Source organism: Pseudomonas sp. RIT411, assembly GCF_003057735.2.
Classification (GTDB): Bacteria; Pseudomonadota; Gammaproteobacteria; order Pseudomonadales; family Pseudomonadaceae; genus Chryseomonas; species Chryseomonas oryzihabitans.
In genome coordinates this window covers 62,373-85,010 of the sequence record NZ_QBIZ02000003.1, presented here as the reverse complement: position 1 = coordinate 85,010, position 22,638 = coordinate 62,373, and the positions used below count along the sequence as shown (strand labels likewise).

The window sequence follows — 22,638 nt, the reverse complement described above, 5'->3', positions numbered from 1 at the left end:
ATACGGTCGCAGGCATGCGCAAGCGTTTTTTCAGGTCGGGACTCGGCCTGTTGTTGTTGATTCTCAGCAGTCAGCTGCTGGCCGCCACCCAGATCAAGGGCATGCGCGTCTGGCGTGCGCCCGACAACACCCGTCTGGTGTTCGATCTGACCGGCCCGGTCAAGGCCAGCGTCTTCACCCTCAGTGCCCCGGATCGCATCGTCATCGACCTGTCCGGCGCGCAGCTCGACGGTGGGCTGAACGAAAAGCCGCTGCGCAACACCCCCATCACCGGTCTGCGCGCGGCCCAGCGTTCGCCGGGCGAGGTGCGCCTGGTGCTGGACACCAAGGGTGCCCTGACGCCCAAGAGCTTTACCCTGGCGCCCAACAAGGAATACGGCAATCGCCTGGTGGTCGACCTCTACGACCAGGGCACCGATCCCGCCACCAGCGACATTCCCGCCACCGTCACGCCCAATCTGCCGGCCACGCCGGTGACCCCGGCGCAGCCGGCGACCCGTCTGCCGTCCAGCCCCAGCGGCAAGCGCGACGTGGTGGTGGTGATCGACCCCGGCCACGGCGGCGAAGACCCGGGTGCCATCGGTCGCGGTCGGTTGTACGAGAAGAACGTGGTGCTGGCCATCGCCAAGCAATTGCAGGCCAATCTCAATCGGCAGAAGGGCTTTCGCGCCGAGCTGACCCGCACCAGCGACTACTTCATCCCGTTGCGCCAGCGGCAGATCATCGCCCGCAAGAAGGGCGCCGACCTGTTCATTTCCATTCACGCCGACTCGGCGCCCAGTGCCAGCGCCGAAGGCGTCACCGTCTTCGCCCTGTCCCAGCGCGGCGCCACCTCCGAGGCGGCGCGCTGGCTGGCCGATGCGGAAAACCGCTCCGACCAGGTCGGCGGGGTGTCCGATGCCCTGGACAACAAGGATCCCATGCTCGCCGGGGTGCTCATGGACCTGTCCATGACCGCCACCGTGGCCTCCAGCCTGGAGGTCGGCCAGACCATCCTCAGCCAGGTCGGGCGCGCTACCAAGCTCTTGCACACGCGGGTGGAGCAGGCCGGCTTCATGGTGCTGAAGTCGCCGGACATCCCCTCGATCCTGGTGGAAACCGGCTTCATCACCAATGCCAACGAATCGGCCAAGCTGGCCAGTCCGGCGCACCAGGGGCTGCTCGCCCGGCAGATCCAGGCCGGTATCGTGCAGTACTTCCAGCACCGTCCGCCGCCCGGCACCTACCTGGCCTGGCAGCGCGAGCAGCGGGGCGACAAGGTCGGCAGCGTACGCGGCTTCGATCAGCACCGGGTGCAGCCCGGTGAAAGCCTGAGCCTCATCGCCCGTCGCTATGACGTCGATCTCTCCACCCTGCGGGCGGCCAATGGGCTGCGTGGCAATCGCATCCGCTCCGGCCAGGTATTGACCATCCCCACCCACGAACTGGCGGCCAGCAATGACTGAACCCCGGCGCATCCAGCTGCTCAGCCCGCGGCTGTCCAACCAGATCGCCGCCGGCGAGGTGGTCGAACGACCCGCATCGGTGGCCAAGGAACTGCTGGAGAACAGCCTGGACGCCGGGGCCCGGCGCATCGACATCGAGGTGGAGCAGGGCGGGGTCAAGCTGCTGCGCATCCGCGACGACGGCCATGGCATCCCGCCGGACGACCTGCATCTGGCCCTGGCGCGCCACGCCACCAGCAAGATCTACCACCTGGACGAACTGGAAAGCGTCACCAGCCTGGGCTTTCGCGGTGAGGCCCTGGCGTCGGTCAGTTCGGTGTCGCGCCTAACCCTGACCTCGCGCTTTCGCGGCGAAGACCAGGCCTGGCAGGTGGAGACCGAAGGCCGCGAGATGCAACCGCGGGTGCAGCCCGCCGCCCATCCCCAGGGCACCTCGGTGGAGGTGCGCGACCTGTTCTTCAATACCCCGGCGCGACGCAAGTTCCTGCGCGCCGAAAAGACCGAATTCGATCACCTGCAGGAAGTGGTGCGGCGCCTGGCGCTGGCGCGCTTCGACGTCGGCTTTCATCTGAGACACAACGGCAAGAGTATGCTGGCCCTGCATCCGGCGGGCGATCCCCAGAGCCAGGGTCGGCGGGTCGGCGCGGTCTGCAGTCCGGCCTTTCTCGAACAGGCCCTGCCGCTGGAGCACGAGCGCAACGGCCTGCGCCTCTGGGGCTGGGTCGGCCTGCCGACCTTTTCGCGCAGCCAGGCGGATCTGCAGTACTTCTACGTCAACGGCCGCATGGTGCGCGACAAGCTGGTCGCCCATGCCGTACGCCAGGCCTATCGCGACGTCCTCTACAACGGGCGCCACCCGGCCTTCGTGCTGTTCCTGGAAGTGGATCCGGCGGCGGTGGACGTCAACGTCCACCCCACCAAACACGAGGTGCGCTTCCGCGACAGCCGCCAGGTGCACGACTTTCTCTACGGCACCCTGCACCGGGCACTTGGCGACATCCGCCCGGATGACCAGCTCGCCGTGGTGGCGCCCACCGCACCGACGCCGCTGAGCGGTCCGGCCGCCGGTGAATTCGGCCCCCAGGGCGAGATGCGCCTGGCCGCCGCCGTGTTGCACGACAGCCCTGCGCCGCCGGCCCAGCCCTTCGCCGGTGGCGGCGGGTCGGGTGGTGCCGCGCACTACAGTCCCACTCCGCAGCCCTATGCGGGTGCGCCGGTGGCCGAGGTGCAGAGCGCCTACAAGGCCTTCTTCGCACCGCTGCCGGAGGGTACCGAGGCCGCGGCCCTGCCCGCGGAGCAGGGCGACGTGCCGCCGCTGGGCTATGCCCTGGCGCAGCTCAAGGGCATCTACATCCTGGCCGAGAACGCCCAGGGCCTGATCCTGGTGGACATGCACGCCGCCCACGAGCGCATCACCTACGAACGCCTCAAGGTAGCCATGGCCAGCGAAGGCCTGCGCGGCCAGCCGCTCTTGGTGCCGGAGTCCCTGGCCGTCAGCGAGCGCGAGGCCGACTGCGCCGAAGAGCATGGTCAGTGGTTCGAGCGCCTCGGCTTCGAACTGCAGCGGCTGGGTCCCGAGACCCTCGCCATCCGCCAGATCCCCGCCCTGCTCAAGCAGGCCCAGGCGGCGCGGCTGGTGCAGGACGTGCTCGCCGACCTGCTGGACTATGGCACCAGCGACCGCATCCAGGCGCACCTCAACGAATTGCTCGGCACCATGGCCTGCCACGGCTCGGTACGGGCCAACCGGCGGCTGACCCTGCCGGAAATGAATGCCCTGCTGCGCGACATGGAAACCACCGAGCGCAGCGGCCAGTGCAACCACGGTCGTCCCACCTGGGCCCAGCTCAGCCTGGACGATCTGGACAAACTCTTCCTGCGCGGCCGCTGACCGCCCGCCGCGCCCAGCGCGGCGCCCCTTCGAGAATCCGCAATGACCGCCCCTCTGCCGCCCGCCATCTTTATCATGGGGCCGACCGCCTCCGGCAAGACCGATCTCGCCCTCGAGCTGGCGCGGCTGCTGCCCATCGAGCTGATCAGCGTGGATTCGGCGCTCATCTATCGCGGCATGGACATAGGCACCGCCAAGCCCAGCGCCGAGCTGCTGGCCGCCCATCCGCACCGGCTGGTGGACATCCGCGACCCTGCGGAGAGCTATTCCGCCGCCGAATTTCGCGCCGATGCCCTGGCGGCCATGGCCGAGATCACCGCGGCCGGACGCATCCCGCTGCTGGTGGGTGGCACCATGCTCTACTTCAAGGCCCTGCTCGAAGGCCTGGCCGACATGCCCGGTGCCGACGCCGAGGTGCGGGCCGAGATCGAGGCGCTGGCGGCCACGGCCGGCTGGGGCGAAATCCACCGGCAACTGGCCGAGGTCGATCCGGTATCGGCCGCGCGCATCCATCCCAACGATCCCCAGCGCCTGCTGCGTGCGCTCGAGGTGTATCGCGTCAGCGGCCAGTCGATGACCGAGCACCGCGCGCTGCAATTGCGCGCCAATGCCGATTCGAACGGGGCGCCCCAGACGCAATTACCCTATACTGTGGCCCAATTGATCCTGGCGCCCGGCCGGCGTGAGGTGCTCCATGCGCGTATCGCCGAGCGCTTCAGCCTGATGCTGGAACAGGGCTTCATCGACGAAGTCTCAGCCTTGCGGGAACGTCCCGATCTGCATCCTGGTCTGCCGTCCATGCGATCCGTAGGCTATCGTCAGGTGTGGGAGTTCCTGGAAGGGCGTTGCACGCAGGAAGAGATGGTGGCGCGTGGCGTTGCGGCGACGCGGCAGTTGGCGAAGCGGCAGTTGACCTGGTTGCGTGGCTGGCCCGCCGCACACACCTTCGACAGCCTGGCTTGTGACAATCTGCCGCGGATCTTGAAATGCCTGGCCGGTGACACCATATCGCCCCGCAGCTGAATCGTTTTTGTCCGCGTGTCCATGGTGGGCAGCGGAAACTGGCATGTCGCCAGATCGGTATTTTCATTTCCTTAGGAGAGCGACACGATGTCAAAAGGGCATTCGCTACAAGACCCTTACCTGAACACCCTGCGTAAAGAGCGCGTTCCGGTTTCCATCTATCTCGTCAACGGTATCAAGCTGCAGGGTCAGATCGAGTCCTTCGACCAGTTCGTGATTCTGCTCAAGAACACCGTCAGCCAGATGGTCTACAAGCATGCAATCTCCACCGTGGTGCCGAGCCGCCCGGTCCGTCTGCCCAGCTCCGAGACGAGCGAGTCGGATAGCGAATAAATAACGAGAGGAGCGCCCTGTTGTTCTTCGAGCGTCACGAAGGTGGTGAGCGGGCCATTCTGGTCCATTTGGAAGGCCTGCATCCCGAGGCGCGCGAAGATCCTCAGGAGTTCCTCGAACTCGCGCGATCGGCGGGTGCGGAGACCGTGGCGTTCGTCACGGTGAACCGCAGCCAGCCGACGGCGCGTTATCTCATCGGTACCGGCAAGGTCGAAGAGCTGCACGACCAGGTGCATGCCCATGCCGCCGATCTGGTCATCTTCAACCATGACCTCACGCCCAGCCAGGAACGCAACCTCGAAAAAGCCTTCGAGTGCCGCGTCCTCGATCGCACGGGCCTCATTCTCGACATCTTCGCCCAGCGCGCCCGTACCCACGAGGGCAAGCTGCAGGTGGAACTCGCCCAGCTCGAGCACATGAGCACCCGGCTGGTGCGCGGCTGGACTCACCTCGAGCGCCAGAAGGGCGGCATCGGTCTGCGTGGTCCGGGTGAAACCCAGCTCGAAACCGACCGTCGTCTCCTGCGGATCCGCATCCGCCAGATCCGCCAGCGCCTGGACAAGGTGCGCAGCCAGCGCGAGCAGGCCCGGCGCGGTCGCCGGCGTGCCGAGATTCCCTCGGTGTCCCTGGTCGGCTACACCAACGCCGGCAAGTCCACCCTGTTCAACAGCCTCACCGAATCCGGCGTCTACGCGGCCAACCTGCTGTTCGCCACCCTCGATCCCACCCTGCGCCGTCTGGAATTGCCGGACCTGGGGCCGATCGTGCTGGCCGATACCGTGGGCTTCATCCGCCATCTGCCCCACAAGCTGGTGGAGGCCTTCCGAGCGACCCTGGAGGAATCCAGCAACTCCGACCTGCTGCTGCACGTGATCGATGCCCACGAGGACGATCGCCAGCTGCAGATCGAGCAGGTCGAGGCGGTGCTGCACGAAATCGGTGCCGACGAGCTGCCGATGTTGGAGGTCTACAACAAGCTCGATCTGCTCGACGGGGTCGAGCCGCATATCCAGCGCGACGATGAAACCGGACGGCCGATCCGGGTCTGGGTCTCGGCGCGCGAAGGCCGTGGTCTGGAGCTGGTCGGTCAGGCCGTGGCCGAACTGCTCGGCGAAGATCTTTTCGTCGGGGTGCTGCGCCTGCCCCAGCGGCATGCCCGGCTGCGGGCCCAGCTGTTCGAGCTGGGCGTGGTTCGCCAGGACGATCATGATGACGAAGGCAACATCCTGTTGTCTGTACGAGTACCCCGCGCCGAACTCAATCGACTGCTCAGCCGGGCCGGTGAAGAACCGGAAGTCTTTATCCAGCAACATGTTTTGCAATAAACCCCCGCTCGGCGCTTTTGTTCGGGCAGGGACCATCCGGTAGCATTGGTCGGCGCGCCATTTCGGCGCGTTTTCGCGTTATCAGTAGGGAGAGCGCTATGGCTTGGAACGAGCCCGGTGGCAACTCGAACAATCAAGACCCCTGGGGCGGCCGCAACAACAACGGTGGCGGCAATGGTGGACGCAAGGGGCCGCCGGATCTCGACGAAGCCTTGCGTAAGTTTCAGGACCGCATCAACCGCCTGGTCGGCGGCAAGAAGCGCTCCGGCGGCAGCGGCGGCGACAGCTTTGGCTCGGGTGGTGGCAAGGGTTTGCTGCTGCTGGGCGTGCTGCTGGTCGGCGCTCTCTGGCTGTACAACGCCGTCTACGTCGTGGACGAGCAGGAGCAGGCGGTGGTGCTGCGCCTGGGCAAATACCATGAGACGGTAGGGCCCGGCCTGAACATCTACTTCCCGCCCTTCGAGACCAAGTACCAGGAAAACGTCACCCGTGAGCGGGCCTACAGCAAGCAGGGCGCCATGCTGACCCAGGACGAGAACATCGTCGAGGTGCCGCTGACCGTCCAGTACCGCATCACCAATCTCAAGGACTTCGTCCTCAACGTCGACCAGCCCGAGGTCAGCCTGCAGCAGGCGACCGACAGCGCCGTGCGCCACGTGGCCGGCTCCTCGACCATGGACCAGTTGCTGACCGACGGCCGCGAGCAGGTCGCCACCAACGTCCGCGAACGTCTGCAGCGCTTCCTCGATACCTACGGGACCGGCATCACCGTGACCCAGGTGAACATCCAGAGCGCCTCGGCGCCGCGTGAAGTTCAGGAAGCCTTCGACGACGTGATCCGTGCCCGTGAAGACGAGCAGCGCGAGAAGAACCAGGCCGAAGCCTATGCCAACGGCGTGATCCCCGAGGCCCGCGGTGCTGCCCAGCGCATCATCGAGGAAGCCAACGGCTATCGCGACGAAGTCGTCGCCCGGGCCCAGGGTGATGCCTCGCGCTTCAGCCAGCTGGCGGTCCAGTACGCGGCCAATCCGCAGCTGACCCGCGAGCGTCTGTACATCGAGACGATGCAGGAAGTGCTCGGTCAGGCGAGCAAGGTCATGGTCACCGGTCAGGCCGGCCAGAACCTGCTCTATCTGCCGCTCGACAAGCTGATGCAGAACCGTGCCCCGGCACCGACCTCGGCGATCAGCAGTGGCGCTGCCCCGGCGGCGTCGAGCGATACGGCGGCCTCGGTCATTCGCAATCTGCCGCAGTCCACCGAAGCGCGTACGAGGGAGAGCCGCTGATGAGCAATAAATCGCTGGCCGCGCTGATCGTCGTGGTCGTTCTGGGCCTTGCCGCCTGGAGCAGTCTGTTCGTGGTGAAGGAGACCGAGCGGGCGGTGATGCTGCGCTTCGGTCGTGTGGTCGAGCCCAATCTGGAGCCCGGCCTGCACTTCAAGATTCCCTACGTCAACCGGGTGCGCAAGTTCGATGCCCGCCTGCAGACCCTGGATACCCCGACGCAGCGTTTCCTGACCCTGGAAAAGAAGGCGGTGATGGTGGATGCCTACGCCAAGTGGCGCATCTTCAATGCCGATCGCTACTACACCGCGACCTCGGGTCTCAAGCAGATCGCCGACGAACGCCTGCTGCGCCGCCTGGAGGCGGGGCTGCGTGACCAGTTCGGTCGTCGCACCCTGCACGAGGTGGTGTCCGGTGAGCGGGATGCCATGGTCGGTTCGCTGACCGCGGCGCTGAACAAGATGGCCAACCAGGAGCTGGGTATCGAGGTGCTGGACGTGCGCGTCAAGGCCATCGACCTGCCCAAGGAAGTCAGCCGCAGCGTCTATGAGCGGATGAGCACCGAGCGCGAGCGGGAAGCCCGCGAGCATCGCGCCAAGGGTCGCGAACTGGCGGAAGGCATCCGTGCCGACGCCGATCGTCAGCGCCGCGTGCTGCTGGCCGAAGCCTATCGCCAGGCCGAACAGGCCCGCGGTGAAGGTGATGCCCAGGCGGCCCAGGTGTATTCCCAGGCCTACTCGAAGAATCCGGCGTTCTTCTCCTTCTATCGCAGCCTGCAGGCCTATCGCTCCAGCTTCTCCAGCAAGAGCGACGTCCTGGTGCTGGATCCGAAGAGCGATTTCTTCAAGTATTTCCAGAGTCCGGGGCAGTGAGGTCAGGGATGAACGGCGCCTAGGCTTCGCTCGTCGTTCATCCCCGATCGCCGATTTTTTCGTGTTATCATGAATCAGCCGGGGCCATCCCCGGCTTTTTTGCGTCCGTACGAAACCCGTGGAAGGGCGACGCCCTGGCTGATCCGGGTAGCAATCCACGGCAGAGCGGCTCGATCCGGCGGCAGGATTCTCCAGGAATCCACTGCGCCGACCTCGGCAGCCGCGTGCCGATCCATGACATGGAGAAGAGGCCTAATGGCTACGGTAGACCGCTGGCTGCTGCCTGACGGTATCGAGGAAATCCTGCCGCCCGACGCGGCGCGCATCGAAGGCGCTCGGCGTCGGGTGCTGGAACTGTTCCATTGCTGGGGCTACGAGTTCGTCATCACCCCGCACCTGGAATTCCTGGAATCGCTGCTCACCGGCGCGGCCAAGGAACTGGAACTGCGCACCTTCAAGGTGACCGATCCCAATTCCGGCCGCCTCATGGGCTTCCGCTCCGACATCACGCCCCAGGTGGCGCGCATGGAAGCCCATAGCCTCAAGCAGAGCGGTCCGAGCCGACTGTGCTATGCCGGCAGCGTGCTGCATACCCGTCCCCGTGCCCTGTCCACCTCGCGCAGCCCGATCCAGGTCGGCGCCGAGCTCTATGGCGTGCCCGGCAGCGAAGGGGATCTGGAAGTCATCAGCCTGATGCTCGACGTGCTCGAGCAGGCCCAGGTGCCCGACGTCCACATGGATCTGGGGCATGTGGGCATCTATCGCGGGCTGTGCCAGGCGGCCGGCGTCTCCGGCGCCAGCGAGCAGCAGCTGTTCGATGCCCTGCAGCGCAAGGCGGTCGACGAGATCGCCGAATTGACCGCCGGCCTGCCCGCCGCCGAGCGCGGCTGGCTGCGGGCGCTGGTGGAGCTCAGTGGCGATGCCATGGTGCTCGAGCAGGCGCGGCAGCGCCTGGCGGGTGCGCCCGCGGGCGTCCTGCAGGCACTGGACGAGCTGATCGCCCTGGCCGATTCGCTCAAAGGGCGTTTCCCGGGCGTGCCGCTGTATTTCGATCTGGGCGAGTTGCGCGGTTATCACTACCACACCGGGGTGGTCTTCGCCGCCTTCGTGCCGGGCACCGGTCAATCCATCGCCCAGGGCGGTCGCTATGACAACATCGGCGCCGACTTCGGCCGTTCGCGTCCGGCCACCGGCTTTTCCACCGATCTCAAGACCCTCGTCGAGCTGGGCACCGCCGTGCTCGACGAACCGCGCCGCGGCATCTGGGCGCCGGCGGGCGATGCGCCGGTGCTCTGGCAGGCCGTGCGCGAATTGCGTGCCGCGGGCGAGCGGGTGGTCCAGGCCACCGCTCATGACGACGCGGACCAGCTGCACAGCTCGGGCTGCGATCGCCGCCTGATCGAGCAGCAGGGCGCCTGGGTCGTGGTGCCCTTGAATTCCTAAACACCGGATCTGGCATCCGGGTGAACGTGAGCATCGTCGGCCTGGCCGACAGAAATCTTCCTGACAGGGGATAAGGTTATGGGTAAGAACGTCGTCGTCCTGGGCACCCAGTGGGGTGATGAGGGCAAGGGCAAGATCGTGGACCTGCTGACCGACCAGGCCGCTGCCGTGGTGCGTTATCAAGGCGGTCACAACGCCGGCCACACACTGGTCATCGATGGTCAGAAGACCATCCTGCGGCTGATTCCCTCGGGCATCCTGCGCGCCGACACCCAGTGCCTGATCGGCAATGGCGTGGTGCTCTCGCCGGAAGCCCTGTTCAAGGAAGTCGGCGAGCTGGAAGCGCGCGGCGTGCCGGTGCGCGAGCGCCTGCGCATCAGCTCGGCCTGCTCGCTGATCCTGCCCTATCACGTGGCCCTGGATCAGGCCCGCGAGAAGGCCCGTGGCGAAGCCAAGATCGGCACCACCGGTCGCGGCATCGGCCCGGCCTACGAAGACAAGATCGCCCGTCGCGGTCTGCGCGTCGGCGATCTGTTCCACCCCGAGCGTTTCGCCGTCAAGCTCAAGGAAGTGCTGGACTACCACAACTTCGTCCTGCAGAACTACTTCAACGAGCCGCCGGTGGACTTCCAGAAGACCTACGACGAGGCCATGGAACACGCCAAGGTCATGCAGCCGCTGGTCATGGACGTCGTCAGCCGTCTGCACGAGCTGCGCAAGGCCGGTGAGAACCTGATGTTCGAAGGCGCCCAGGGCACCCTGCTGGACATCGACCACGGCACCTATCCCTTCGTCACCAGCTCCAACACCACCGCCGGTGGCGTGGCGACCGGTTCCGGCGTGGGTCCGCTGTACCTGGACTACATCCTCGGCATCACCAAGGCCTACACCACCCGCGTCGGCTCCGGTCCCTTCCCGACCGAGCTGTTCGACGAAACCGGTGCCTACCTGGCCAAGCAGGGCCACGAATTCGGCTCCGTGACCGGCCGTCCGCGCCGTTGCGGCTGGTTCGATGCCGTCATCCTGCGTCGCTCCATCGAGATCAACAGCATCTCCGGTCTGTGCCTGACCAAGCTAGACGTGCTCGACGGTCTGGAAACCGTGCGCATCTGCACCGGTTACAAGGATGCCGCCGGCAACCTGCTGACCGAGGCGCCCACCGACGCCGACAGCTACATCGGTCTGCAGCCGGTCTACGAAGAGATGCCGGGCTGGAGCGAATCCACCGTGGGTGCCCAGAGTCTCGAGGCGCTCCCGGCCAACGCCCAGGCTTACATCCGCCGCATCGCCGAGCTGGTCGAGGCGCCGATCGACATCGTCTCGACCGGTCCGGATCGCAAGGAAACCATCGTGCTGCGCCATCCTTTCGCCTGATGCGCTAAAAGGATGCAGCCGGAAAAGCCCCGCCCCGCGGGGCTTTTCCATTTCTGGCGGGCGAGAGACGCTGGTAGGCCGGGGACGGCCGCTGGTCCGAAATGGCCAGCATATTGCTATGACTATTTACCGCTGAGCCTCCAGCTCCCCTCGAGCTGGCCGACAGCCTGTAAATGTCCCTTGTCGCTGGAGACCTCCATGTCGTTTCTCTTGTCGCTGCTGCGCAGTCGCCTGTTGCTGCCGGTATTCATCAGTCTTTTGCTCGCGGTCATGCTCCAGGTAGCCCTGGCGCTGTGGCTGACCCAGGATGCGGTGAAGGGGCTGCAGTCAGGCCTGGCCACCCGCCTGTCCGGCGAGTCCGAGCAGCTCGCTGACACCCTGCGCCAGGCCGGGGGCGAGGTGGATGGCAGTCTTGCCGAATTGGCGGGGCAGACCCGTGCGCGGCTGGCCGAGGGGCTTGCGCAGCGGCTGGCGCGCGAGCGGCAGCAGGTGGGTGAGACCCTGACCGCTACCCTCAAGAGCAATGCGCAGAATCTGGCCGAGCTGCTTGCGGGCGTCGCGCCCAAGGCGATGTGGGACGCCGATGTGCCGGCCCTGTCCGACCTGGCGCGGCGTGCGCAAGGCAATCCCGAGGTGCTCTTCGTGGTCTTCCAGGACGCCCAGGGCCAGAATCTGACCCGCTATCTCAATCGCCAGGACGAGCGCGTGGCCCGCCTGCTCGCCGTGGGCCAGGGCGAGGGCGCCCTGGCCAAGGTGCTGGATGCCGCGACCCGGGATCCTTCGGTCTATCGCGTGGATGCCTCCATCAGTCCCAATGGCGTGGAGATCGGCAAGGTGGTGGTGGGCTTTTCCACCCAGACCATCGAGCGCACCGGCGCGGCTCTGGACAAGAGTTTCAAGACCCTGATCGACGACGCCGGCGGTCTGGTCTCCAGCAGCGTGACGGCCGCGGCCAAGGGCAGTGCGGCGACCCTGGCGACGCGCCTGGAAGGCACGCGCCAGGCTGCCCTGGCCATGAGTCGCAATGCCGGTGAAACGGTCGCCACCCTGGCGGGCGCGCTGCGCTGGCAGATCGCCCTGGGGCTGATCGGGGTCGGCGTGGTGATGGTCGTGGCCGTGGCGCTGGTGCTGGGGCGCCGGGTGCTGCGGCGGATCGGCGTGCTGCAGCGGGCGCTGGACGATCTGGCAGCCGGGGAGGGGGATCTCACGCGCCGCCTGCAGCTGGGGCAGGGCGATGAGATCCAGGCGCTGGGTGGCGCGGTCGATCGCTTCCTGGCCAAGCTGCAGCCGCTGGTGGGCGAGGCCCATGGCGTCGCGGCGCGTACCGGCGAGGAAATCCGCGGTTTGGCCGGCAGCAGTGCCACCGCCGAAGCGGCGGCGTTGCGCCAACGCGAAGAGGTGGCGCGCAGTCTGGAGGCCTTGTCCGGTATCGCCGCGGAAGCCCAGGGCGAAAGTCAGGCCATGCAGGGCGCCCTGCAGCAGGTGGAGGCCATTCGCAGTTCCACCCAGAGCAACGCCCGCATCGCCACCGAGGTGGCCGAAGGTATCGAGGGGCTGGTGACCCAGGTCGAGTCCGGCGCCCAGGTGATCGAGCGGCTGGCCGCGCAAAGTGAGCAGATCGAGGTGGTGCTGGACGTGATCCGCGGCATCGCCGAGCAGACCAACCTGCTGGCGCTCAATGCAGCCATCGAGGCGGCCCGGGCCGGCGAGAGCGGACGTGGCTTTGCGGTGGTCGCCGACGAGGTGCGGGCGCTGGCCAGCAAGACCCAGGAATCCACCGGCAGCATCCGGACCCACATCGCCGGTCTGCAGGAAGGCGCGCGCGAAGCTGTCGCCGCCATAGGCGCGGCGCGCCAGCAGGCCGGCAGCGGGCTGGCGGTGCTGCGCGACAGCAAGCGCATCCAGCAGGATGTCCACCGCGCCGTGGATCAGGTGCATGCCAGCATGACCACGGCTGCCCAGGCGGCCCAGCGTCAGGCGGAGGGCGCCGCGGCGGTACGCCAGCGGGTCGAGGTCATCCATGGCGAGACGCTGCGCGCAGCCGAATCGGTGGCGGCCACTGCGCACAGCAGTCGGACTCTGGCGGAGCTGGCCGCCCAGTTGCGCGGCAGTCTGGGGCAGTTCAAGGCGTAGGGGAGGGCCCCACGCCTTTTCGCAGGCAAGAAAAAACCGGCCGAAGCCGGTTTTTTCTGTTGCGTCCGATCCGGGATCGTCCGCTTGGTATTGGTGCCCAGGAGAAGACTCGAACTTCCACGGTGTTGCCACCGCTAGGACCTGAACCTAGTGCGTCTACCAATTCCGCCACCTGGGCCTGCAGTGCGACTTCTGGTCGCTTCCCGTCACCCTTGCGGGTTTCAGGATTAAAAAACCGGCTAGTGCCGGCTTTTCGTCGACCGATCTGCAAATCGATCGACTATAATGAGTGGTGCCCAGGAGAAGACTCGAACTTCCACGGTGTTGCCACCGCTAGGACCTGAACCTAGTGCGTCTACCAATTCCGCCACCTGGGCACTCAAGGCGATGATTGCTCATCTCCGGCGTCGTGATTGCTCACGGCGTCGTGGGGCGGCACTTTACTCAGGGGGCGTTTGCTTGTAAACCCCTGCTGTGAAAAATATTTTATTGAGCATGCCAGGCTAACTATTGCGTGGTTTTCACGTTTCAATAGGCGCCATGGCAGTTCCTACCGAACCAAGACACAGAAGGTAACCCCAGACTGATGGCCGATTGGCAATCCCTCGATCCCGAGGCCGCCCGGGAAGCGGAAAAGTACGATAACCCCATTCCGAGTCGCGAACTCATTCTGGCTCATCTCGCCGATCGCGGCGCCCCGGCCACACGGCCACAGCTCGCCGAAGAATTCGGTCTCGTCACCGAAGACCAGCTCGAAGCCTTGCGGCGCCGCATGCGCGCCATGGAGCGCGACGGTCAGGTGATCTACACCCGCCGCGGTGCCTATGCGCCCATCGACAAGCTGGACCTGGTGCGTGGCCGCATCGCCGGCCATCGCGATGGCTTCGGCTTCCTGATCCCCGACGACGGCAGCGACGACCTCTTCCTCAGCCCGGCGCAGATGCGCCTGGTGTTCGATGGCGACATCGCCCTGGCGCGGGTCGCCGGCCATGATCGGCGCGGTCGTCGCGAAGGCGGCCTGGTCGAGGTGGTCACCCGGGCGCACGAGTCGCTGGTCGGGCGCTTCTTCCAGGAGAGCGGCCTGGCCTACGTGGTGCCGGACAATCCCAAGATCGGTCAGCAGGTGCTGGTGCCCGAGGGCAAGCACGGCGGCGCCGCTCACGGCCAGTTCGTGCAGGTGCGCATCGACGAGTGGCCCACCACCTTCCGCCAGGCCCAGGGCGAAGTGGTCGAGATCCTGGGCGACTACATGGCACCGGGCATGGAGATCGAGGTCGCCCTGCGCAGCTACGACATCCCCAACGAATGGCCCAAGGCCGTCGAGAAGGAGGCTGCCAAGCTCAAGCCCGAGGTGGAGGAGAAGGACAAGCAGAAGCGCATCGATCTGCGCCAGCTGCCCTTCGTGACCATCGATGGCGAAGATGCTCGCGACTTCGACGATGCCGTCTATGCCGAGGCCAAGAAGTCCGGCGGCTGGCGGCTGTACGTGGCCATCGCCGACGTCTCCCACTACGTCAAGGTCGGCTCGGCGCTGGATGCCGAGGCGGAAAAGCGCGGCAACTCGGTGTATTTTCCCGAGCGGGTGATTCCAATGCTGCCGGAGGCGCTGTCCAACGGCCTCTGTTCGCTCAATCCCCAGGTGGATCGCCTGGCCATGGTCTGCGAGATGACCATCGCCGCTTCCGGGCGCATGACCGGCTACCAGTTCTACGAAGCGGTCATCCACTCCCATGCCCGTCTGACCTACAACAAGGTCTCGGCGGTGCTTGAACAGCCCAAGTCGGCCGAAGGCAAGCAGTTGCGCAAGCAGCTCGGCGACGTGGTGCCGCACCTGGAGCAGCTCTACAGCCTGTACAAGGTGCTGCTGGCCGCTCGTCATGTGCGCGGTGCCATCGATTTCGAGACCCAGGAAACGCGCATCGTCTTTGGCGCCGACCGCAAGATCTCGGAGATCCGTCCGACCCAGCGCAACGATGCCCACAAGCTGATCGAGGAGTGCATGCTGTGCGCCAACGTGGCCACCGCCAAGTTCCTCGAAAAGCACAAGGTGCCGGCCCTCTATCGGGTGCACGAGGCGCCGCCCCTGGAAAAGCAGACCAATCTGCGCCAGTTCCTCGGTGAGATGGGTCTGTCGCTGACCAAGGGCAAGGCCAATCCGGTGCCGTCGGACTACCAGGCGCTGCTGCAGCAGATCCGTGAGCGGCCGGATTTCCGGCTGATCCAGACGGTGATGCTCAGATCCCTGAGTCAGGCGGTCTACAGCCCGGACAACAACGGTCACTTCGGTCTCAACTACGAGGCCTACACCCATTTCACCTCGCCGATCCGGCGTTATCCGGATCTGCTAGTGCACCGGGCGATCCGCAGCGTCATCCGCTCCAAGCTGGAGACCAAGCACGTCAAGCGCGCAGGCGCGACGAGCATGGCCAAGGCGCGCATCTATCCCTACGACGAGTTGCGCCTGGATCAGCTCGGTGAGCAGTGCTCCATGACCGAGCGCCGTGCCGACGAAGCCACGCGTGACGTGTCCAACTGGCTCAAGTGCGAGTTCATGAAGGATCGCGTCGGCGAGACCTATGCCGGCGTCATTACCGCGGTGACCGGTTTCGGCCTGTTCGTCGAACTGTCCGAGGTCTTTGTCGAGGGCCTGGTGCACGTCACCGCGCTGCCGGACGACTACTACCATTTCGACAGCGTCCATCATCGCCTCTCCGGCGAGCGCAGTGGGCGCAGCTATCGCCTGGGCGATCCCATCGAGGTGGTGGTGGCCCGGGTCGACCTGGACGAGCGCAAGATCGACTTCGTGCTGCCGGCCTCGGCCGGCGCGCCGCGGGTCCGTGAAGAGCGCGAGCCGCGCCGCAAGCGTGACGGTCGCGGTCGTCGCCGCGAGGCGCCGGCAGTGGAAGACCAGGCCGTCGCCCCGACGCCGGAAGCCCCGGCTACCTCGGTGTCGCCGGAATTGCTGGAGCAGGCCGACAAGTTGCTGGGCAATACCGACGTCAAGCGCAGTCGTGCGGTGAAGCAGGCGCTGCTGGCGGAAGCCAAGGTCGAGGGCGGCAAGCCCAAGGCCAAGGGCAAGTCCGGCGGTCAGGACAAGGCCGGCGCCCAGGGCCAGGCCACGGCTCAGGGCAAGACTGCCAAGGGCAAGGCCAGTGCCACGGCCAAGGCGCGTACCGCTCCGGCGAAGCGCCCGGCGCAGGGCACGGCCGCCGAGGGCGCCGCCGCGGTGGAGGCCAAGGTCAAGAAGTCCAAGGCCGCTGCCGCCAAGAAGAAGTCGGCTGCCAAGCCCAAGGTCGAAGGCCAGGCCCAGGCCGCGGCCAAGAGCAGGACCAAGGCCAAGGCCAAGAAGCCGCATCGCAAGGGCCAGGCGCGCCCCAAGGATGACGCATGAGCCAGCTGGAAACCGTCTACGGTATCCACGCCGTGGAAGCGCTGATGCGCTTCCATCCGCGGCGGGTGAAGCAGCTCTGGATCGCCGAAGGGCGGCGTGAGCCGCGGGTCGAGGCCCTGCTGGAGCTGGCCGCCGGTCAGCGCCTGGCGGTGGAAACCAAGCCGCGGGCGCTGCTCGACGAACTGGCCGAGGGCGTGCATCAGGGCGTGGTGGCCCAGGTCAGCCCCAGCCAGGTCTGGGGCGAGGCCATGCTCGAGGAGTTGCTCGATCGGGCCGAGGGCCCGCCACTGCTGCTGGTGCTTGATGGTGTGACCGATCCGCACAACCTCGGCGCCTGCCTGCGCAGCGCCGATGCCGCCGGAGCCCTGGCGGTGATCGTGCCCAAGGACAAGTCGGCCACCCTGACCGCCGTGGTGCGCAAGGTCGCCTGTGGGGCCGCCGAGGTGCTGCCGCTGGTGGCCGTCACCAACCTGGCGCGGACCCTGGAAAAGCTGCAGAAGCGTGGCCTGTGGATCGTCGGGACTGCCGGTGAGGCGACCCAGGAGATCTATGACGTCGACATGAGTGGGCCGACCGTGGTGGTCATGGGGGCCGAGGGCAAGGGCATGCGCCGACTGACCCGTGAGCATTGTGATCATCTGGCCCGGCTGCCCATGGCCGGCAGTGTCAGCAGTCTCAACGTTTCGGTGGCGACCGGGGTCTGCCTGTTCGAGGCCGTGCGTCAAAGACGCGCCTCTGCGCCCAGCTAACCCGCGCTAAGAAACGTCTGGGTACCGACGCAGCGCGTATCGCACTATACGAATCGCGCTGCAGTGCGCAGAATATCGGCCTCGCTCCGGGAATGCCGGGGCGAGGCCTGTCAACAAGAGGACGCCCGCGTGAGTCAGGAGATCCAGGAGCCGGTAGGCTTGCGAGTGCTGCTCGTCGAAGACGATGCCACGCTGCGCATGCTGACCACCGAAGTCATCGAGGAGCTGGACCATCAGGTTACGGCCGTCGCCTCGGCGGAGGCCGCCCTCGAGTTGCTGCCGCAACGCGAACACGATGTGCTGTTCACCGATATCGGGCTGGGCGGCATGTCCGGCATCGAGTTGACCCGCCGCGCCCTGGCGATGGATCCGACGCTGCGCATCGTGGTCGCCTCGGGTTATGCCTTCGAGCGCGAGCCGGGGATGGAGGCGCGGGTCGGGGTGCTGATCAAGCCCTATGACCTGAACAAGATCCGCCAGGCCCTGGCCGACGTGCAACGCTGAGTGCCTGGGGCTGCCCGGCGGTCGCGTCGGTCATGCCTGCGGTTGCGCCCCCCGGCGCCCTTCTCTAGAATGTTGCCCCTTGCCCGGAGTGCGTCCGCATTCCGCAGGGCAAGTCATCCGAACTATTCACTCCTTGTCTGACCGCGTTTCCGCGGCAGGCTGCAACCCGTAAGGAGCATTAAATGCGTCATTACGAAGTCGTGTTCCTGGTTCATCCGGACCAGAGCGAACAGGTGGGCGGCATGGTCGAGCGCTACACCAAGGCTATCGAAGAAGACGGTGGCAAAGTCCATCGCCTGGAAGACTGGGGCCGTCGTCAGCTGGCTTACGCCATCGACAACGTTCACAAGGCTCACTATGTGCTCATGAATATCGAGTGCAGCGCCAAGGCCCTGGCCGAGCTGGAAGACAACTTCCGCTACAACGACGCCGTGATCCGCAACATGATCCTGCGCCGTGACGAGGCCGTCACCGGTCAATCCGAGATGCTCAAGGCCGAAGAAAACCGCAACGAGCGTCGCGAGCGTCGCGAGCGTCCTGCCGAGTCCGAGTCCGCCGAAGGCAACTCCGACGACGCCGACAGCGCCGAGTAATCTGGATCTAGCGAGGAATCATTGTCATGGCACGTTTCTTCCGTCGTCGTAAGTTCTGCCGTTTCACCGCCGAAGGCGTGAAAGAGATCGACTACAAGGATCTCAACACCCTGAAGGCCTACGTCTCCGAAACCGGCAAGATCGTCCCGAGCCGTATCACTGGCACCAAGGCCAAGTACCAGCGTCAGCTGGGTACCGCCATCAAGCGTGCCCGTTACCTGGCCCTGCTGCCCTACACCGACAGCCACGGTCGTTGATCGACGCCTGATCACGAATAACGGATAAACACGGCATGCGGCCTCTGGCTGAGTTCATCATGCGCGGCCGTACTCAAGCCACCCTCGTGGTGGTGCTGGGTGCAGTCGTGCCGCTGCTGTACTGGATGACCGCTGCCGGTGGCAGCCTGGTGCTGTTGCGCCGGGGACCTGCCGCGGCGGCCGGGGTGCTGGTCTGGGCCCTGTTGCCAGCGCTGTTCTGGCTGTATCTGGGTGATGCCAGCATCGTGCTGGTGTTGCTGGGTTCGACGCTGCTGGCGGCCATCTTGCGCCAGAGTCTGTCCTGGACCCGGGTGCTGTTGGCCAGTGTCCCCCTGGGGCTGGTCTTCGCCCTGGTGCTGGGCCAGGTCTATGCCGAGGGCATCGCGCAACTGGCGGAGGAAATCCGTCGGCTGCTGCCCCAGGTGTTGGGCCCGAGCGCGGCGCAGTTGCCGCCGGAAAAGCAGGCGCAGTTGCAGCAGTTGCTGCTGCCCGTGCTGACCGGTCTGATGGCGGCGTTCTTCCAGATCACCTGCCTGCTGTGCCTGATGCTCGGGCGCTACTGGCAGGCGGCGCTGTACAACCCCCAGGGGTTCGGTCGCGAATTTCGCGCCCTGCGTCTGCGTCCGGCCATCGCGCTCGGCCTCCTGGCCCTGCTGGTGCTGGCGCCGAACCTGGGCAGCGGGCTTGGCCTGCTGACCCCGCTGTGCAGCGTGCCGCTGGCCTTTGCCGGCATCGCCCTGCTGCACGGGCTGGTGGCGGCCAAGCGCCTGGCAGGATTCTGGCTGGTAGGGCTGTACGTGACGCTGTTGCTGTTCGGGCAGCTGATCTATCCGTTGTTGGTGATTCTGGCTGTGATCGATAGCGTGTTCGATTTCCGTGGGCGGTCCGCGCAAGAGCCGCAGGGGCCCGCGGACGGTGAAGGTTAAAAGTTAAGAGGAAAGACTCAATGGATGTCATCCTGCTGGAAAAGATCGCCAACCTGGGCAACCTGGGCGACAAAGTGAACGTCAAGGGCGGTTACGCCCGTAACTTCCTGCTGCCGCAGGGCAAGGCCACCGCAGCCACCGCTGCCAACGTCGAGGCTTTCGAAGCTCGTCGCGCCGAGCTCGAGAAGCAGGCTGCCGAGAAGAAGGCCGAGGCTGATGCCCGTGCCGCCAAGCTGGCCGACCTGACCGTTACCATCGCCGCCAACTCCGGCGACGAAGGCAAGCTGTTCGGTTCCATCGGCACCCGCGACATCGCCGAAGCCGTCAGCGCCGCCGGCGTTGAGCTGGACAAGAGCGAAGTTCGCCTGCCCAACGGCGCCCTGCGCAGCGTTGGCGAATACGATGTCGAAGTGCACCTGCACACCGACGTCGAAGCCACCGTCAAGGTCGTCGTCGTCGCTGAATAAGCGCGCCGTCGCCTGACTGGCGGACTTGCGCCCCGGCGCCGGTCTGTCGACAATCGGGCACGTCATTGCCAAGGCAGTGACGTGCCCTTTGTCTTTTCTGCCCTATCGAAAATCATTTCGCCGCCCGCAATGGGGGCCCAAGACCTGCGCATGAACGAGATTTCCCTGCCCGAGCAGTACGATCTGCAGACCGCTGCCCTCAAGGTCCCGCCGCATTCCATCGAGGCCGAACAGGCCGTGCTGGGTGGTCTGATGCTGGACAACAACGCCTGGGAGCGCGTGCTCGATCAGGTGTCCGATGGCGACTTCTATCGCCACGACCACAGACTCATCTTTCGCGCCGTGGCCCGTCTGGCCGAGCGCAACCAGCCGTTCGACGTGGTGACCCTGTCCGAACAGCTGGACAACGAAGGTCAGCTGCCCCAGGTGGGCGGCCTGGCCTATCTGGCCGAGCTGGCCAAGAACACCCCCTCGGTGGCCAACATCAAGGCCTATGCGCAGATCGTCCGCGAGCGGGCCACCCTGCGCCAGTTGATCGGCATCAGCGCCGACATCGCCGACAGCGCCTACAACCCGGAAGGGCGCGGGGCCAACGAGTTGCTCGACGAAGCCGAGCGCAAGATCTTCGAGATCGCCGAGGCGCGGCCGAAGTCCGGCGGGCCGGTCGGGGTCAACGACATCCTGACCAAAGCCATCGACCGCATCGATACCCTGTTCAACTCCAGCGATGCCATCACCGGGGTGTCCACCGGCTTCGCCGACCTGGACGAGAAGACCAGCGGCCTGCAGCCGGCCGACCTGATCATCGTCGCCGGCCGTCCCTCCATGGGCAAGACCACCTTCGCCATGAATCTGGTGGAGAACGCGGTGCTGCGCACCGACAAGGCGGTCCTGGTGTTCTCCCTGGAGATGCCCGCCGACTCCATCGTGCTGCGGATGCTCTCGTCCCTCGGCCGCATCGATCAGACCAAGGTGCGTTCCGGCAAGCTGGACGATGACGACTGGCCGCGACTGACCTCGGCGGTCAACCTGCTCAACGACCGCAAGCTGTTCATCGACGATACCGCCGGCATCAGTCCCTCGGAAATGCGCGCCCGCACCCGGCGCCTGGTGCGCGAGCACGGCGACCTGGCGCTGATCATGGTGGACTACCTGCAGCTGATGCAGATCGGTGGCAGCAGCGGCGAGAACCGGACCAACGAGATTTCCGAGATCTCGCGCTCGCTCAAGGGCCTGGCCAAGGAATTCAACTGCCCGGTGGTGGCGCTCTCCCAGCTCAACCGCTCGCTGGAACAGCGGCCGAACAAGCGCCCGGTGAACTCCGACCTGCGCGAATCGGGCGCCATCGAGCAGGACGCCGACGTCATCATGTTCGTCTACCGGGACGAGGTGTACCACCCGGAGACCGAGTACAAGGGCGTGGCGGAAATCATCATCGGCAAGCAGCGTAACGGTCCGATCGGTACCACGCGGCTGGCCTTCATCGGCAAATACACCCGGTTCGAGAATCTCGCGCCCGGCAGCTACGTTTTCGAGGACGAATGATGGTCAAGGACAAGCTGAAGATCGCGGTCCTGCTCGGCGGCACCAGCGAAGAACGCGACGTGTCCATCGCCAGCGGTGCCCAGGTGGTGGCGGCGCTGCGCCGGCGTGGGCATCAGGTGGTGACCGTGGATACCGCCCTGGGGCTGCTCGATGAAGACGCCGAGCGCGCCCTGCTGGAAGCCCGCGTCGGCCTCGAACCGCCGGAGCGGACCGCCCTGGTGCGGATGCGCGGCCAGGATGCCGGCGCGGTGCTCAGCCGTGCCCAGCTGGGCGACCAGGATCTGCTGTTCCTCGCCCTGCACGGCGGGACCGGCGAGAACGGCACCCTGCAGACCCTGCTCGACCTGGCCGAGTTGCGCTACACCGGCAGCGGCCGGGTGGGCAGCGCCGTGGCCATGGACAAGGACCTCAGCAAGCGGCTGTTCCGGGCCGCTGGCGTACCCACCGCCGACTGGCTGATGGCGCCGGTGGATGCCGCGACCGTGGCCGACACCCTGGGCTTTCCGGTGATCGTCAAACCCAGCCAGCAGGGTTCCACCGTGGGCCTGAGCAAGGTCAGCCGCGCCGAGGACCTGCAACCGGCCATCGAGCTGGCGCTGCGCTATGACCGCGAGGTGATGATCGAGCGCTTCGTCGCCGGGCGCGAGCTGACCGTGGGCGTACTGGGCGACCAGCCACTGGCGGTGGGCGAGATCGTCCTCGGCCAGAGTGGCGTGTTCGACTACACCAGCAAATACCAGCCCAAGGGCGCTGTGGAAGTCTTTCCGGCCGAGGTCTCCGCGGAGATCGCCGAGGAAGCGCGCCGGCTGGCCCTGGCCGCGCATCGGGCGCTCAAGCTCGACGGCTACAGTCGCGCCGACTTCCGCCTGGACGCCGAGGGACGGCTCTGGTGTCTGGAGGTCAACACGCTGCCGGGCATGACCGCCACCAGTCTGCTGCCGCAATCGGCCGCGGCCATGGGCATCGACTTCGACGAACTCTGCGAGCGCATCTGCCAGCTGGCCCTGCAGGACTGACCCCACGCAGCCGGCGCCGCTATCGCTTCGGGTGGTGGCGGCTGCGTCTCCCGTCGAAGCCGGATCCG

At 66.2% G+C, this 22,638-nt stretch carries 19 protein-coding genes and 2 tRNA genes; 19 read left to right on the top strand and 2 right to left on the bottom strand.

The window, feature by feature from the left end; genetic code table 11:
• The first annotated feature begins 14 nt into the window (after positions 1-14).
• From DBY63_RS05725 to DBY63_RS05680, 10 genes are all read left to right on the top strand, one after another.
• On the top strand, positions 15-1,445 hold the full coding sequence (locus DBY63_RS05725; RefSeq protein WP_027598837.1) for an N-acetylmuramoyl-L-alanine amidase: 1,431 nt from the start codon (positions 15-17) through the stop codon (positions 1,443-1,445).
• Positions 1,438-3,336 (top strand): DNA mismatch repair endonuclease MutL, encoded by a 1,899-nt coding sequence (gene mutL, locus DBY63_RS05720; protein ID WP_108581466.1) that lies wholly within the window; start codon positions 1,438-1,440, stop codon positions 3,334-3,336. Before DBY63_RS05725 ends, mutL begins: the two co-directional genes overlap by 8 nt.
• 42 nt (positions 3,337-3,378) lie before the next feature.
• Complete coding sequence (gene miaA, locus DBY63_RS05715; RefSeq protein ID WP_027601079.1) at positions 3,379-4,359, top strand: tRNA (adenosine(37)-N6)-dimethylallyltransferase MiaA; 981 nt, start codon at positions 3,379-3,381, stop codon at positions 4,357-4,359.
• Positions 4,360-4,446: 87 nt separating this feature from the next.
• Positions 4,447-4,692 (top strand): RNA chaperone Hfq, encoded by a 246-nt coding sequence (gene hfq / locus DBY63_RS05710; RefSeq protein WP_007161156.1) that lies wholly within the window; start codon positions 4,447-4,449, stop codon positions 4,690-4,692.
• A 20-nt stretch (positions 4,693-4,712) separates the two neighbouring features.
• The gene (gene hflX / locus DBY63_RS05705; protein WP_007161155.1) at positions 4,713-6,017 is read left to right on the top strand and encodes a ribosome rescue GTPase HflX; all 1,305 of its coding nucleotides are present in this window, start codon (positions 4,713-4,715) and stop codon (positions 6,015-6,017) included.
• 98 nt (positions 6,018-6,115) lie between these two features.
• The gene (gene hflK / locus DBY63_RS05700) at positions 6,116-7,303 is read left to right on the top strand and encodes an FtsH protease activity modulator HflK (RefSeq protein WP_007161154.1); all 1,188 of its coding nucleotides are present in this window, start codon (positions 6,116-6,118) and stop codon (positions 7,301-7,303) included.
• The gene (hflC, locus tag DBY63_RS05695; RefSeq protein WP_007161153.1) at positions 7,303-8,172 is read left to right on the top strand and encodes a protease modulator HflC; all 870 of its coding nucleotides are present in this window, start codon (positions 7,303-7,305) and stop codon (positions 8,170-8,172) included. Before hflK ends, hflC begins: the two co-directional genes overlap by 1 nt.
• Positions 8,173-8,427: 255 nt before the next feature.
• Complete coding sequence (locus tag DBY63_RS05690; RefSeq protein ID WP_027601078.1) at positions 8,428-9,615, top strand: ATP phosphoribosyltransferase regulatory subunit; 1,188 nt, start codon at positions 8,428-8,430, stop codon at positions 9,613-9,615.
• 78 nt (positions 9,616-9,693) lie between these two features.
• Positions 9,694-10,989 carry an adenylosuccinate synthase gene (locus DBY63_RS05685; protein WP_027601077.1) on the top strand — a complete coding sequence of 432 codons (1,296 nt, stop codon included), beginning with the start codon at positions 9,694-9,696 and terminating at the stop codon, positions 10,987-10,989.
• Between the two features lie 198 nt (positions 10,990-11,187).
• Positions 11,188-13,122 carry a methyl-accepting chemotaxis protein gene (locus tag DBY63_RS05680; RefSeq protein ID WP_027598832.1) on the top strand — a complete coding sequence of 645 codons (1,935 nt, stop codon included), beginning with the start codon at positions 11,188-11,190 and terminating at the stop codon, positions 13,120-13,122.
• A gap of 91 nt (positions 13,123-13,213) precedes the next feature.
• Here the strand turns inward: DBY63_RS05680 and DBY63_RS05675 are convergent.
• A tRNA-Leu gene (locus tag DBY63_RS05675) sits at positions 13,214-13,300 on the bottom strand.
• A 112-nt stretch (positions 13,301-13,412) separates the two neighbouring features.
• Positions 13,413-13,499: transfer RNA gene (locus DBY63_RS05670), tRNA-Leu, on the bottom strand.
• 209 nt (positions 13,500-13,708) lie between these two features.
• Between DBY63_RS05670 and rnr the strand changes: the two genes are divergently transcribed.
• From rnr to DBY63_RS05625, 9 genes are all read left to right on the top strand, one after another.
• Positions 13,709-16,513, top strand: coding sequence for a ribonuclease R (rnr, locus tag DBY63_RS05665; RefSeq protein WP_108581465.1), 2,805 nt, complete (start codon positions 13,709-13,711; stop codon positions 16,511-16,513).
• Positions 16,510-17,262 (top strand): 23S rRNA (guanosine(2251)-2'-O)-methyltransferase RlmB, encoded by a 753-nt coding sequence (rlmB, locus tag DBY63_RS05660; RefSeq protein ID WP_108581464.1) that lies wholly within the window; start codon positions 16,510-16,512, stop codon positions 17,260-17,262. The genes rnr and rlmB overlap by 4 nt, the downstream gene beginning before the upstream one ends.
• Positions 17,263-17,391: 129 nt before the next feature.
• Positions 17,392-17,766, top strand: coding sequence for a response regulator (locus DBY63_RS05655; protein ID WP_007161147.1), 375 nt, complete (start codon positions 17,392-17,394; stop codon positions 17,764-17,766).
• A gap of 182 nt (positions 17,767-17,948) precedes the next feature.
• Positions 17,949-18,359 (top strand): 30S ribosomal protein S6, encoded by a 411-nt coding sequence (gene rpsF / locus DBY63_RS05650; RefSeq protein ID WP_058791034.1) that lies wholly within the window; start codon positions 17,949-17,951, stop codon positions 18,357-18,359.
• A 26-nt stretch (positions 18,360-18,385) separates the two neighbouring features.
• Positions 18,386-18,616 (top strand): 30S ribosomal protein S18, encoded by a 231-nt coding sequence (gene rpsR, locus DBY63_RS05645; protein WP_007161145.1) that lies wholly within the window; start codon positions 18,386-18,388, stop codon positions 18,614-18,616.
• Positions 18,617-18,651: 35 nt separating this feature from the next.
• Entirely contained in the window at positions 18,652-19,542 is an 891-nt protein-coding gene (locus tag DBY63_RS05640; RefSeq protein WP_027598829.1) for a hypothetical protein, read from the top strand.
• A gap of 20 nt (positions 19,543-19,562) precedes the next feature.
• A complete protein-coding gene (gene rplI, locus DBY63_RS05635; protein ID WP_007161143.1) occupies positions 19,563-20,009 on the top strand; it encodes a 50S ribosomal protein L9 in 447 nt (148 codons plus the stop codon).
• Positions 20,010-20,159: 150 nt separating this feature from the next.
• Positions 20,160-21,554 (top strand): replicative DNA helicase, encoded by a 1,395-nt coding sequence (dnaB, locus tag DBY63_RS05630; protein WP_007161142.1) that lies wholly within the window; start codon positions 20,160-20,162, stop codon positions 21,552-21,554.
• Entirely contained in the window at positions 21,554-22,570 is a 1,017-nt protein-coding gene (locus tag DBY63_RS05625; protein WP_027601073.1) for a D-alanine--D-alanine ligase, read from the top strand. Before dnaB ends, DBY63_RS05625 begins: the two co-directional genes overlap by 1 nt.
• Positions 22,571-22,638 lie beyond the last annotated feature (68 nt).